Source organism: Nocardioides sp., assembly GCF_041600255.1.
GTDB lineage: Bacteria > Actinomycetota > Actinomycetes > Propionibacteriales > Nocardioidaceae > Nocardioides.
Genome location: NZ_JBFIKK010000019.1, coordinates 21,931 through 34,141, shown reverse-complemented (window position 1 = coordinate 34,141; position 12,211 = coordinate 21,931). Strand labels below are relative to the sequence as shown.

The 12,211-nt window shown below is 72.0% G+C and carries 14 protein-coding genes; 4 read left to right on the top strand and 10 right to left on the bottom strand.

The genetic code is table 11. From position 1 onward, the window contains the following. The 4 genes from ABZE72_RS04195 to ABZE72_RS04180 form a co-directional block, all read left to right on the top strand. On the top strand, positions 1-486 hold a 486-nt coding region (locus ABZE72_RS04195; protein ID WP_372727763.1), incomplete at its 5' end, for a cyclase family protein. After that, entirely contained in the window at positions 483-1,904 is a 1,422-nt protein-coding gene (locus ABZE72_RS04190) for an MmgE/PrpD family protein (RefSeq protein WP_372727762.1), read from the top strand. The genes ABZE72_RS04195 and ABZE72_RS04190, both read left to right, overlap by 4 nt. Continuing rightward, positions 1,901-3,391 (top strand): dihydroorotase family protein, encoded by a 1,491-nt coding sequence (locus ABZE72_RS04185; RefSeq protein WP_372727761.1) that lies wholly within the window; start codon positions 1,901-1,903, stop codon positions 3,389-3,391. Before ABZE72_RS04190 ends, ABZE72_RS04185 begins: the two co-directional genes overlap by 4 nt. After that, complete coding sequence (locus tag ABZE72_RS04180; RefSeq protein WP_372727760.1) at positions 3,315-3,569, top strand: aldo/keto reductase; 255 nt, start codon at positions 3,315-3,317, stop codon at positions 3,567-3,569. Before ABZE72_RS04185 ends, ABZE72_RS04180 begins: the two co-directional genes overlap by 77 nt. 19 nt (positions 3,570-3,588) lie before the next feature. Here the strand turns inward: ABZE72_RS04180 and ABZE72_RS04175 are convergent, their stop codons facing one another. Genes ABZE72_RS04175 through ABZE72_RS04130 form a run of 10 tightly spaced genes read right to left on the bottom strand, consistent with a single transcriptional unit; the run spans position 3,589 to position 12,205 of the window. Continuing rightward, a complete protein-coding gene (locus ABZE72_RS04175) occupies positions 3,589-4,404 on the bottom strand; it encodes an SDR family oxidoreductase (protein ID WP_372727759.1) in 816 nt (271 codons plus the stop codon). Between the two features lie 26 nt (positions 4,405-4,430). Continuing rightward, complete coding sequence (locus ABZE72_RS04170) at positions 4,431-5,279, bottom strand: CoA ester lyase (protein ID WP_372727758.1); 849 nt, start codon at positions 5,277-5,279, stop codon at positions 4,431-4,433. Continuing rightward, entirely contained in the window at positions 5,272-6,432 is a 1,161-nt protein-coding gene (locus tag ABZE72_RS04165; RefSeq protein WP_372727757.1) for an acyl-CoA dehydrogenase family protein, read from the bottom strand. The genes ABZE72_RS04170 and ABZE72_RS04165 overlap by 8 nt, the downstream gene beginning before the upstream one ends. Next, the gene (locus ABZE72_RS04160; protein WP_372727756.1) at positions 6,429-6,845 is read right to left on the bottom strand and encodes a Zn-ribbon domain-containing OB-fold protein; all 417 of its coding nucleotides are present in this window, start codon (positions 6,843-6,845) and stop codon (positions 6,429-6,431) included. The genes ABZE72_RS04165 and ABZE72_RS04160 overlap by 4 nt, the downstream gene beginning before the upstream one ends. After that, on the bottom strand, positions 6,842-7,984 hold the full coding sequence (locus ABZE72_RS04155) for an acetyl-CoA acetyltransferase (RefSeq protein WP_372727755.1): 1,143 nt from the start codon (positions 7,982-7,984) through the stop codon (positions 6,842-6,844). The genes ABZE72_RS04160 and ABZE72_RS04155 overlap by 4 nt, the downstream gene beginning before the upstream one ends. A gap of 7 nt (positions 7,985-7,991) precedes the next feature. Beyond that, on the bottom strand, positions 7,992-8,393 hold the full coding sequence (locus tag ABZE72_RS04150; RefSeq protein WP_372727754.1) for a MaoC/PaaZ C-terminal domain-containing protein: 402 nt from the start codon (positions 8,391-8,393) through the stop codon (positions 7,992-7,994). Beyond that, entirely contained in the window at positions 8,390-8,890 is a 501-nt protein-coding gene (locus ABZE72_RS04145) for a MaoC family dehydratase N-terminal domain-containing protein (RefSeq protein ID WP_372727753.1), read from the bottom strand. The genes ABZE72_RS04150 and ABZE72_RS04145 overlap by 4 nt, the downstream gene beginning before the upstream one ends. After that, complete coding sequence (locus tag ABZE72_RS04140; RefSeq protein ID WP_372727752.1) at positions 8,887-9,618, bottom strand: RidA family protein; 732 nt, start codon at positions 9,616-9,618, stop codon at positions 8,887-8,889. Before ABZE72_RS04140 ends, ABZE72_RS04145 begins: the two co-directional genes overlap by 4 nt. Continuing rightward, entirely contained in the window at positions 9,615-11,015 is a 1,401-nt protein-coding gene (locus tag ABZE72_RS04135; protein WP_372727751.1) for an MmgE/PrpD family protein, read from the bottom strand. The genes ABZE72_RS04140 and ABZE72_RS04135 overlap by 4 nt, the downstream gene beginning before the upstream one ends. After that, positions 11,012-12,205 carry a CaiB/BaiF CoA transferase family protein gene (locus tag ABZE72_RS04130; RefSeq protein ID WP_372727750.1) on the bottom strand — a complete coding sequence of 398 codons (1,194 nt, stop codon included), beginning with the start codon at positions 12,203-12,205 and terminating at the stop codon, positions 11,012-11,014. The genes ABZE72_RS04135 and ABZE72_RS04130 overlap by 4 nt, the downstream gene beginning before the upstream one ends. Positions 12,206-12,211 lie beyond the last annotated feature (6 nt).

The window sequence follows — 12,211 nt, the reverse complement described above, 5'->3', positions numbered from 1 at the left end:
GTCCCCGCGACCCGCGGAGTCGAACGACTCGAGGCCGGCGAGGAGATCTCCGTCGCGGACCTGGCGGCGACCGTCGCCCGGCAGGGTACGGAGATCCGCACGGGCGATGTCGTCCTGGTGCGCAGCGGCTGGGGCCAGCACTTCGACGCCGGTCGCAACGACGAGTTCCGTGGACTCTCCGACGGTGTCCCCGGCGTCGGCGAGGCCGGCGCCACGTGGCTGGCCGGCCACGGCATCCACGCCACCGGCGCCGACACCATCGCCTACGAGCGCCTCGCCCCCGGCGCCGGTCACGGACTGCTGCCGGCACACCGCGTCCTGCTCGTCGAGCACGGCATCTACATCATCGAGACGATGGACCTCGAAGGTCTCGCCGCAGCCGGCGCCCACGAGTTCCTCTTCGTGCTCTCCCCGCTGAAGCTGGTCGGCGCCACGGGTTCCCCGGTGCGGCCGTTGGCCCTGGTCGGCGCAGGAGCAGAGCGGTGAGCGAACCCACCCTGGGCCGGCAGCTGGCCGCCTTCGCCGTCCGGGCCGCTCGGGACGGCGTGCCCGAGCCGGTCGCGACCAGCGTCCGCCAGCGGACCCTCGACATCCTCGGTCTGGCCGTCGCCGCCCACCGCCTCGAGACCAGCTCGATGATCCTGGGGCACGTGCTCGACCAGGGCGGCCACGCGCAGGCGATCGCCGTCGGGTTGCCCGACCGGGTCACGGCCGCCCAGGCCGCGCTGGTCAACGGCGTGCTCGCGCACTCGCTCGACTACGACGACACCCACCTGCCGTCGGTCCTGCACCCGAGCGCCTGCGTCGTTCCCGCCGCGTTGGCGGCCGGCGAGCACGCCCATGCCTCCGGCGAGACCGTGGTCCGTGCCGTCGCCGTCGGGCTCGAGGTCGCGGTCCGCCTCGGGATGGCCGGCTACGACGAAGCCCTGGGCAACTCGGTCTTCTTCGAGCACGGTCAGCACGCGACGTCGATCACCGGCGCCATGGGCGCTGCCGTGGCGGCCTCGCTGGCGTACGGCGCCGACGAGGACGGCGTCCTGCACGCGCTCGGCCTGACCGCTTCGATGGCCTCGGGGATCATCGAGGCCAACCGCACCGGCGGCACCGTCAAGCGCCTGCACTGCGGCCTGGCCGCCCAGGCCGGGGTCACCGCAGCGCAGCTGGCGCGACGTGGCTTCACCGGGCCGCCGACCGTGCTGGAGGGCCGGTTCGGGTTCTTCGAGGCCTGGCTGCACGGGCAGTACGACGCCGGGCAGGTCACCGACGGACTCGGCGAGACCTGGGCGGTTCCGGGGATCTTCTTCAAGCCCTACCCGGCCAACCACTTCACCCACGCGATCGTCGACGCCGGTCTGGCCCTGCGGGCCCGCGGAGTGCGCCCGGAGGACGTCGCCTCGGTACGCATCGGCGTCGCCGGCGCCGTGATCCGCACGATCGGCGAGCCGATCGAGACCAAGCGGACACCGGTCACCGGCTACCAGGCGCAATTCAGCGGTCCGTACGCCGTGGCCGCCGGACTCTTCGGTGGCGGCGGCCTGGGGGTCGGGCTCGAGGACTACTCCGACGACCTGGCCCAGGACCCCGCACGCCGGGCACTGATGGCCACGGTCGAGGTCGCCGCCGATCCACGCTGCGACGCGATCTTCCCGCACCAGTTCCCCGCGATCGTCACCGTGGTCACCACCTCCGGCGACGAACTGGTCGAGGAGGTGCTGGCCAACCGGGGCGGCCCCGAGCGCCCGTTGAGCGACGACGAGCTCGCCCGGAAGTTCACCGACAACGTCGCCGGTCGCCTCGCCGATGCCGGCGCCACCGCCGTCCGCAGCGACATCCTCGACCTGTCCCACGCCACCGACCTCGCCGACGTTCTCGAGCCGCTGCGCCACCTGAAGGAGACCCCGTGAGCACCTACGACCTGATCTTCACCGACGTGAGCGCCGTCCTCGGCCACGACGGCGCCAGCGACGACCCGGTGGCGGTCGACATCGGCGTCAAGAACGGCAGGATCGTCGCCCTCGAGGCCGGACTCCCCCGCGACCAGGCCGATCGCGTGATCAGCGCCGGCGGCAAGGTCGCCTTCCCGGGGGTCGTCGACGGCCACCAGCACTGGGGCATCTACAACCCGCTGCCGATCGACGCCTACTCCGAGAGCCGGGCGTCCGCTCAGGGCGGCGTCACCACGGCACTGTCCTACATGCGCACCGGGCAGTACTACCTGAACAAGGGCGGGCCGTACGCCGACTTCTTCCCGGAGGTGCTCGAGCAGACCGAGGGCCGCGCGGTCATCGACTACGCCTATCACCTCGCCCCGATGAGCAAGCAGCACATCTCCGAGATCCCGGCGCTGGTCGCCGAGCACGGCGTGACGTCGTTCAAGGTCTTCATGTTCTACGGCTCGCACGGACTGCACGGGCGCAGCGACGACCAGTCGTCGTTCCTGATGACTCCGCCCGACGAGCGCTACGACTACGCGCACTTCGAGTTCGTGATGCGCGGCATCGAGGCGGCCCGCCAGCAGTACCCGGAGCTCGCGGACATCATCTCGCTCTCGCTGCACTGCGAGACCGCGGAGATCATGAGCGCCTACACCAAGATCGTGGAGGAGGAGGGCACGCTCACCGGGCTCGAGGCGTACCACGCGTCGCGGCCGCCGCACTCGGAAGGACTGGCGGTCAGCATCGCGTCGTACCTCGCGCACGCGACCGGGCTGCCGACGATCAACCTGCTGCACCTGACCTCGCAGGCCGCGGTCGAGGCGGCGCTGACCATGGCCAGGGCGTTCCCGCACATCGACTTCCGCCGCGAGGTGACGATCGGCCACCTGCTCGCCGACTGCCACTCGGCGGACCACGGCATCGGCGCCGGTGTCGGCGGCAAGGTGAACCCGCCGCTGCGTCCGCGTGAGGACGTCGAAGCGCTCTGGGGGCACGTGCTCGCCGGCGAGATCGACTGGGTGGTCTCCGACCACGCCTGCTGCAAGGACGAGAAGAAGTTCGGCGACGATCGCGACGACGTGTTCCTGGCCAAGTCCGGCTTCGGCGGCGCCGAGTACCTGCTGGCCGGGATGATCACCGAGGGCTGCAAGCGTGGCCTGTCGCTCGGTGCGGTGGCGCGACTGACGGCCACGAACCCGGCTCGGCGCTACGGCCTGGGCGGGTCGAAGGGTGCGCTCGCGGTCGGGCTCGACGCCGACATCGTGCTCGTCGACCTGGAGAAGTCGTGGACGGTGCGGGCCGCCGACTCGGTCTCGGCGCAGGAGTACTCCCCGCTCGAGGGCTTCGAGATGACCGCGTCCGTGACCGACGTCTTCCTGCGTGGCGAGCAGATCGTCACCGACGGCGTCGTCACCGAGACTCCCGGCGGCCGCTACCTGGCGCGTCCCACCAGCTAGGCAGTTCGACACCGCCGAGATCTACGGTCCGTTCGACAACGAGGAACGGGTCGGCGAGGCCTTCGCCTCGATCCGCGACCACGTGGAGATCGCGGCGAAGTTCGGATTCGACCTGTCCGACCAGGGTTCGTCCGATGAAGACCTGGTCGCCCTCCAGGCGCGCTTTCGCTACAAGTAGACCCGGGCGACTCGACGACTCACAGCCCGTGCCGGGCCAGGACGTCGTGCTTCGTGGCGAAGCCGGGGGTCATGAAGCGCTTGGTGAGTCGCGTCGTCGTGAGCCAGGCGATGGCGTCGCCGGGCTTCGTCGAGGTGAGCATCCGCTCCACGAGGTACGGCGCCACGTCGTCCACGTCGTCGAGCAGGATGTTGAGGATCCGGCGCTGCGAGGAGACCTGCTCGGGAGCCCGCGCCGCCTCGCGCAACCAGCCTTCGGTGATCAACAGCCCGGGCCGGATCTGACCGACCCGGACCTTGCCGCCGGCGAGGTCCTTGGTCTCCTTGACCAGGGCCTGGGTGAAGAGGTCGAGGCCGCGCTTGGTGGCGGAGTAGACGCCCATGTTCGGGCGGATCTTGCCGTCGCTGCCGCCGCCGAGCATGTTGAAGACCTGACCGCCGCCGGGCTGCGCCGCCATGCCACGCACGGCGACCTGCGATCCGTAGATCGTGCCGAGCATGTTGGTGGTGACCATCGTCCGGATGTCGTCGACGTCGGTGTCCACGATGTCGGAGGTGGTGTGGGCGACGCCGGCGTTGTTGATCCAGAGGTCGACGCTGCCCAGGTCGGCGGACGCCTGGTCCCACAGGCCCTGCACGCCGGTCGGGTCCGTCACGTCGGTGGCGTGGCCGACGACCTTCCCGGTGGTGTCGGCCGAGACCTCGGCCACGGCCTTGTCGACGTTCTCCTGGGATCGCCCGGACAGGACGACCGAGTGGCCGCGCCGGGCGAACTCCCGGGCCAGGGCACGACCGATGCCCTGGGTGCTACCGGTGATGACGACGTTCTTGCTCATGGCTTCTCCTTGGAAGGTGCTGGTGATCAGCGGATCAGGGCCAGCACGCGGCGGGCCTGGCGGGCGACGGCCTCGTCGAGCATGCGGCCCTGGGCATCGACGGCGATGCCCGAGCCGGCAGCCTCGAGGCGTTCGAGGACGTCGAGCGCGGAGGCGATCTCGTCCTGACTCGGGGTGAAGACCTCGTTGGCGATCGCCACCTGAGCCGGGTGGATGCAGGCGCGTCCGACGAAACCCATCCGGGCCATCGCCTCGGTGGAGGCGCGGAAGGCCTCGAGGTCGCGGAAGTTGGTCGAGACAGGCGCGATCGGCGGTGCGATCCCGGCTGCGGCCGCCGCGAGCACGATCGCCGAGCGGACGTGCAGCAGCTCGCGCTCGTCCGGCCCCAGGGTGACGCCGAGGTCGGCGCGCAGGTCGGCCTCGCCCACCTGGAGTCGCTGGACCCGCGGGGCCGCTGCGATCTCGGAGGCACGCAGGATCGAGGCCGCGCTCTCCAGCAACGGCACGACCCGGATCGTCGAACCGAGCGAGGTGAGCAACCGGTCGAGCTCGACGAGCTCCTCGGCGGTCTCGGTCTTGGCCACCACGACCCCGGTCAACGCGGGAGCGTCGGCGATCGCGCGCACGTCGAGGTCGCGCAGGTCACCGGTGTTGACGCGCACCCACACCCCGACGTCGAGGTCGGGCAGCGCGTGCAGCCAGGCGCGGACGGCCTGCCGGGCGAGGTCCTTGCCGGCCGGCGACACCGCGTCCTCGAGGTCGACGATGATCTCGTCGGCCCCGCGCTCGAGAGCCTTGGCCAGTTTGTCCAGCTGGTCGCCGGGGATGTAGAGCGCCGAGCGCGCCAGCTTCTGGTCGAGCCGTGAGTCAGCCAACGGAAGCCTCCCCCTTCACGAGAGCCTTGGCGACCACGGTGCGGAGCACGTCGTTGGTGCCCTCACCGATGCTCATCAGGATCGAGTCACGATAGAGCCGCTCCACCTCGAACTCGGTGGAGAACCCGTAGCCGCCGTGCACCTTCATCGAGTCGATCGCGCCTTCGAGAGCGACCTCGGAGCAGAAGATCTTGGCCATCCCGGTCTCGGCATCGGCGCGCCCCTGCCGGACGGCGTCGGCGGCCCAGTAGGCCATCAGCCGGGCGGCCTGCAGGTTCGTCGCCATCGTGGCGAGCTTGAGCTGGATCGCCTGGAAGTCCGCGATCGGCTGTCCGAACGCCGTGCGCTCCCGCGAGTAGGCCAGCGCCTCGTCGTAGGCGCGCTGCGCGATGCCCACCGAGCGAGCCGCGATGTTGACCCGCCCCCACTCCAGGGCGGAGAGGACCTGCTGCATGCCCCTGCCCTCGACCCCGCCGAGCAACTGGCCCGCGGGCACCCGAGCCTGGGCGAGGAGCACCTCGCACGACTCCGTGCCCTTGTAGCCGACCTTCCCGATGTCCCGGGTGACCTCGTAGCCGGGGGTGTCCGCGTCGACCAGCAGCACCGACATGCCCCGGTGGGCGGGCGATGCCGACGGGTCGGTCTTGACCAGCACCGGCAGCGGGTTCGCGTGGCGGGCGTTGGTGATCCACATCTTCGTGCCGCTGACGACGTAGTCGTCGCCGTCCTGCTTCGCCGTGGTGCGGATGCCCTGCAGGTCGGTGCCGGCGTCGGGTTCGGTCAGGCCGATCCCGGTACGCCGGACGCCGGTGGCCAGCTCGGGCAGGTAGCGCTGCCTCTGCTCCTCGGTGCCGTGCATCGCGATCATCCGGCAGGCCAGCGAGTGGCTGCCGAGAATGCCGGCGATGCCCATCCAGCCGCGGGCGAGCTCCTCGAAGACGAGTGCGAAGGAGACCGGGTCGAGGTCGAGACCGCCGTACTCCTCCGGCACGGTGATGCCGAAGAGCCCCATCGCGGCCATGCCCTTGACGATCTCGGTCGGGTAGCGACCGGACTGCTCCCACTCGCGCGCGACAGGGATGACCTCCTTGTCGACGAACGAGCGGAGCAGCGCGCGGAACTCGCGCTGGTCCTCGTCGAGCTCGAACTTCATCGGTTCTCCTCAGGTGCGGGTTCGAAGGTGGGCAGGCGGCGACCGTCGGACAGCGCCCGCCAGGTCAGCCGGACCGGGTCGCCGATCGCGACGTCGTGGGGTGCCGGGGTCTCGACGGTGGTCAGCAGGATCACGCCTTCGGCGAGGCGGACCCGGGCCAGGACGTACGGCGTGGCGAGCCCCTCGGCGGGCGCCCGCTCGACCACGGTGCAGGCGTCGACCCGGCCCAGGCCGGTGGCCTCGAGGTGGTCGAGGTGCTCGGTGGAACCACACCCCGTGCACAGCGCACGCGGCGGGTGCTGCCGGTGGCCGCAGGCGGTGCAGGTCTGCACGAGCAGGCGACGCTCGCGAGTGGCGTCCCACCAGACCGCGGTCATCTCGTCGGCCGGAGCCGGCAGCAGTGCGTCGCTCATCGGTCCACCCCCAGCAGCACGGTGGCGTGGGTGGAGAGGATGCCGCCGGTGCCGTGCGCCAGGGCCACCTCGGCCCCGGCGACCTGGCGGGCGCCGCACTCGCCGCGCAGTTGACGGACGGCCTCGACCAGCAGCAGCACCCCGAACTGTCCGGGGTGGCAGTAGGAGAGGCCCCCGCCGGAGGTGTCCAGCGGCAGTGCGCCACCCGGTCGGATCCGGCCGTCCTGGACGAAGGAGGCCGCTTCGCCGGGCTTGCAGAAGCCGAGCGCCTCCAGGCTGAGCAGCACGGTGATGGTGAACGAGTCGTAGACCTGGGCGACATCGACGTCCGCGACGCTCAGCCCGGCGCGGGCGAAGGCGGCTGCGCCGGAGATCGTCGCCCCGGTGACGGTGAGGTCGTCGACGGTCGTCATCGAGGTGTGGGTGGTGGCCTCGCCGTAGCCGAGCACCCGCACCGGCGGCTTGGGCAGGTCCCGGGCCCGCGCCAGCGAGGTCAACACGATCGCGCCCCCGCCGTCGGTGACCAGGCAGCAGTCCGCGGCGGTCAACGGCGTGGAGAGCATCGGAGCGGCCAGCACGTCCGCGGCGGTCAGCGGACCCGCCTCGTGCCGGAAGGCCTTCGGGTTGAGCAGCGCCCACTCCCGGGCGGCGACCGCGACCTCGGCCAACTGCTCGCGGGTGGCGCCGTACTTGTGCAGGTAGGCCCCGGCGGCCATCGCGTAGTAGGAGGCCGGGTAGAGCGGCCCGTACGGCGCCTCGAACTGCGCCTCGGGGGTGTGTGCCTCGAAGACGCCGCCCAGTGACCGGCTGCGCGCCGAGCGCTGGTTGGAGGCGAAGGAGATCACGACGGTCGAGCACTGCCCGGCCTCGATGGCCTGCGCCGCGCGCGCCACGAACATCTCGAAGGCGCTGCCGCCGGCGAACGTCGAGTCGGTCCACGTCGGGACGACCCCGAGGTGGTCGGCCAGCTGGGTCGCGGAGAACCGCGCGACGCCGGTCGTCGCGATCCCGTCGACGTCGGCCAGGCTGAGCCCGGCGTCGGCCAGGGCCCGGGTGACGGCCTGGGTCTGCAGTCCCAGCACCGAGCGCCCGGTGACCCCCAGGTCGCACTCGGCCGCGCCGACGATGGCCACGCTCATGGTCGGCTCACCGCAGACGCACCTCGGCCGACGCGGGCGCGACGGCGACCCGGGCGTTGTCGCCGAGCACGTCGATGCGGCACTCGACCGTGGCCACCCCGTCCTCGACGGCGGTGACGGTCGCGGCGCAAGAGACGGTCTCGCCGGCGTACACCAGGTTCTTGAACCGGAAGCGCAACCGCTCGATGCGAGCGTCCGGCCCGCACCAGTCCTGCAGCTGCTGGGCGATCAGGGCACCGAACATCTGCCCGTCCACCACCGGCGCGGGGATGCCTCGGGCCTCCAGCCAGGCACTGTCGTAGTGCAGCCGGTGCCAGTCCCAGGTCGCGCCCGCGTAGGCCACCATGTCGGCCAGGTGCATGGTGCGCTCGAGAGCCGGCGCCTGGTCGCCCACGGTGAGCGTGGTCATGATGCCTGTCCCAGGTAGATCAGCGTCTCCTCGTTCTCGACCAGCAGATCGCCGTGCTGGTTGGTGAACGTGGCCTTCGAGGTGACCACCAGCATCGGCTGACCCGCGCCCGTGGTGCGCTCGGTCAGGTCGGTGATCTCCCAGACCACGGTGAGCACGTCGTCCGGGCTCACCGGCTGGTGGAAGGTGTAGTCGTTGCCGCCGCGCACCAGCCGGGTGCCGGGCAGCTCGATGCCCCACTCGTGGCCGGGGAAGCCGTCCTCGTCGCGCGGGTGGTTCACCACCTGGTTGGTCTCGCAGACCAGCGTCGGTGGCGCGACCACGCCGGCGTGGCCGGCCGCACGGGCCGCCTCGTCGTCGGTGTAGACCGGGTTGTGGTCACCGACCGCGGTGGCGAAGTAGCGGATCGCCGGGCGTCCGAGCGGGTCGGGAGCGGTGTACGTCGCGGTGCGGCCGACCAGGGCGGCCAGCTCGTCGGTCAACAGGGCGCGGGTCACGGCAGGACCGCCGTCGGGAAGACCTCGACGAGGAACTCCGGGCGCAGCAGCCCGGCGCAGGGGTGACGCTCGGCCGCCGGGGCGTCCGGGCCGAAGACCTCGATCCGCGCCTGGTCCAGGAGGTGCTCCTGGCCGAGCGCGTCGGGGCAGACGTACTCCACCAGCGAGGTCAGGTGCTCGGGCCCGCCGCCGGCCTCGGCGATCACCTCGACGATGGCGGCGTACGTCGTTCGCGCCTGGGCCAGGAGGTCGCCCTCGTGCAGCGCCTGCTGGGTCTCCATGTCCAGTGCCGCGAACCCGCTCATGTGCAGGGTGCGACCGGCGAGCACGCCCGGGTAGTAGGTCAGGGTCTCGTAGCGCGACCACCCGGGATTGACCCCGGTCAGCGGCAGGGGCGAAGCGGTGACCTCCAGCCGCACCAGGGCCTCGGGGTGTCCCACGTCGTCGAGCAGGATCCCGCCGGCCCCGGGGAAGACGCCGGCTCCGCCGAGGCGCGCCTTGCGCTCGCGGTGGGTGCGACGGTAGACCTCGCGGGTCGCCGGGGTGGAGAAGTCGTAGGTGGTGACCGCGTTCGCCAGGCTCAGACCGTGCTCGGCGAGGAGCTCCCCGGCCCGGTCCAGGCACCAGGCGTACTGCGCGACGAAGTCACCGGGGTGGAGCACCTCGCCCGCGGGCCCGAGGGGCAGGATCGACGGCAGCACCACGTCGTTCGGGGGACGGTCGGTCATGACAGGGACTCCTGGGTGAGCTCGAGCAGTCGGGACAGGTCAGGGGCCTTGGCGAGGTCGGCGGCCTCGGCCGCCAGGGTCCGGGCGAGCTCCGGGCTGCCGAGGTTCCCGGCCAGCTTGGCCAGGAACGCCGACTCGGACAGCGGACGGTCCGGCCCGCCGGCGCTGCGCGGAACTCCCCCGGTCAGGACGCGACCGTCGTGGAACGTCACGGTGACCCGGCCGGGCGTATCGGCCGCGACCCCGGGGAAGTGCACGACCCGGACCTCGACCCGCTCGGCGAGTCGGCGGATCGCATCCCTGGCCAGTGCCGCCTCGGTGTAGGTGTCGACCGTGACGACGCCGTCGACCAGCAGGGCAGCGAGGCTCCACGGCAGGGAGAACTTGGCGTCGTAGACGGTCCGTGGCGCGAGCTTGGCCGGGCGGGGCAGGCACACGATGTCGGCGCTGTCCGGGTGCACCTCGACGGCCACACTGCGTACGTCGTCGGGCCCGACCGGAAGCGGGACGGTCGCGCTGACGGCGTCGAGGGCGGCATGCATGAGCTGGCAGGACGGGTAGGGCTTGATGGTGATCCGGGCCGACTGCCAGGTCTCTCCCAGTCCGTCGGTGACCGCCCCGGCCGGGACCCGCGCGTCCGCCAGCGCGGCGTACAGCCCTCGCTCGCCCTCCAGGACCGAGGCGGGACCGTCGGCTCCGGCAGCGGCCAGCCGGGCGGCCAGGATGCCGGACTGCGCAGCCAGGCCGGGGTGCAGCTGCTTGGTCGAGGAGCCGGTGGCGAGGAACTCCAGCAGCCCCCCGGCCTGACTGCCCGCGATCCCCAGCGCGTTCACCGCGGTCTCCCGGTCCAGGCCCATCAGCCGGGCCGCGACCAAGGCCGAGGCCAGCACCCCGCTGACCGAGGTGGCGTGCAGGCCCCGTGCGTGGAAGGCATGCGGCGCCGCGCCGGCGATCCGGCAGACGGCCTCGTAGCCGGCCACGGCGGCCACCAGGCACTCCTCGCCGCTCGCACCCACCTGTTCACCCACCGCGAGCACGGTGGGCAGCACGACCGACGTGGCGTGCACGAGCCCACCGGCATGGGTGTCGTCGAAGTCCAGCGCATGGACCAAGGTCCCGGTCGCCAGGGCCGCTGCCGGCGCGGAGACCCTGGCACCGGTGCCGAGCAGGGTCGCCTCGGCCGGGCCGCCGAGGTCGGCCGCCACCCGCAGCGAGGGGGCTGCCAGGCCCTGCCGGGCCGCGGCCACGGCGGTGCCGAGCCCGTCGAGCAGGTGCCGGATCACGGCGTCGCCCACCTGGACCGGGACGGCGTCGAGCGTGAGGTCGTGCGCCCAGGCCGCCAGCACGGTGGTGGCGGTCGGGGACGCGCTCGACGTCGGCCAGCGGTCGTCGGTCATCCGAACGCCCCGTCTCCCGCCAGGCTCGCGACCTGGGCGTCGTCGTAGCCGAGGAGCTCGCGCAGCACGTGGTCGGCGTCCTCGTTGCGCAGCGGGGCGCGCCGGTAGGCGGGCGTCTGGGTGCCCACCCGCACCGGGGAGGCCACCTGGCGCACGGTCCCGTACCGCGGGTGCTCGGTCTCGACGATCAGGTCGCGCGCCGCCGTGTGCGGCTCCACCAGGGCCGCCGAGACGTCGTTGACCCGGGCCGAGGGGATCGCCGCCGCCCCCAGGGGTTCCAGCCACTCGTCCATGGTTCTGGTGAGGAAGAGCTCCTCGAGCATCGGGAGCAGCACGTCCCGGTTGCGGTCCCGGTCGGCGAAGGTGGCGAAGCGTGGGTCCCTCCCCCACTCGGGGCGTTCCAGCACCACCACCAGCCGCTCCCAGAACTTCTCCTTGGCGCAGCCGACCACGAGCCAGCCGTCCTTGGCCTCGAAGGCCTGGAAGGGGACCAGGGACGGGTGCGCCGAGTGCCGGGTCCGGACCGGGCGGAACCCGGCGTTGAGGTGCCAGGTCGCCGGGTACGTCAACAGTCCGAGCGCGGTGTCGTAGAGGCTCACGTCGCAGTCCATGCCGACCCCGTCGCGGCGGGCCGCGTGGATGCCGGCGAGCAGCGAGATCGCGGCCACGAACCCACCGGAGTAGTCGACCATCGAGAGTCCGGACTTGGCCGGCGGGCCGTCGGGGTCGCCGGTCAGGTCCATCCAGCCCGCCAAGGCCTGAAGCACGTAGTCGTAGCCCGGCTCCTTGCGACGCGGTCCGGTCATCCCGAACCCGGTCAACGAGCAGCAGACGATCGCCGGGTTGAGGTGCTTGAGGTCCTCGTAGCGGATCCCGATCTTCTCCGGGACGTCGCCGCGCAGGTTGCTGTAGACGGCGTCGCTGGTGCGGACCAGGTCCTCGAAGACCGACCGCCCGGCCGGGCTGGACAGGTCGAGCGAGAGGCTGCGCTTGTTGCGGTTGAAGGCCTCGAAGAAGAGCGAGTCCTCGCCCTCGGCGTACGGCGGCACGTAGCGGCCGACGTCGCCGCCCACGCTCGGGTCCTCGATCTTGATCACGTCCGCGCCCAGGTCGGCCAGGTGGACCGAGCCGAACGGCCCGGCGCCGTACTGCTCGACGGCGATGATCCTGATGTCTTCCAGTGGTCTCATCACGGC

Excerpts from the sequence above, each read along its gene's own strand:
- ABZE72_RS04155 (WP_372727755.1), bottom strand. The coding sequence starts at position 7,984 with ATGAGCGTGGCCATCGTCGGCGCGGCCGAGTGCGACCTGGGGGTCACC.
- ABZE72_RS04175 (WP_372727759.1), bottom strand. The coding sequence starts at position 4,404 with ATGAGCAAGAACGTCGTCATCACCGGTAGCACCCAGGGCATCGGTCGT.
- ABZE72_RS04160 (WP_372727756.1), bottom strand. The coding sequence starts at position 6,845 with ATGAGCGACGCACTGCTGCCGGCTCCGGCCGACGAGATGACCGCGGTC.
- ABZE72_RS04130 (WP_372727750.1), bottom strand. The coding sequence starts at position 12,205 with ATGAGACCACTGGAAGACATCAGGATCATCGCCGTCGAGCAGTACGGC.
- ABZE72_RS04150 (WP_372727754.1), bottom strand. The coding sequence starts at position 8,393 with ATGACCACGCTCACCGTGGGCGACCAGGCGCCGGCTCTCGAGCGCACC.
- ABZE72_RS04165 (WP_372727757.1), bottom strand. The coding sequence starts at position 6,432 with ATGAAGTTCGAGCTCGACGAGGACCAGCGCGAGTTCCGCGCGCTGCTC.
- ABZE72_RS04140 (WP_372727752.1), bottom strand. The coding sequence starts at position 9,618 with ATGACCGACCGTCCCCCGAACGACGTGGTGCTGCCGTCGATCCTGCCC.
- ABZE72_RS04135 (WP_372727751.1), bottom strand. The coding sequence starts at position 11,015 with ATGACCGACGACCGCTGGCCGACGTCGAGCGCGTCCCCGACCGCCACC.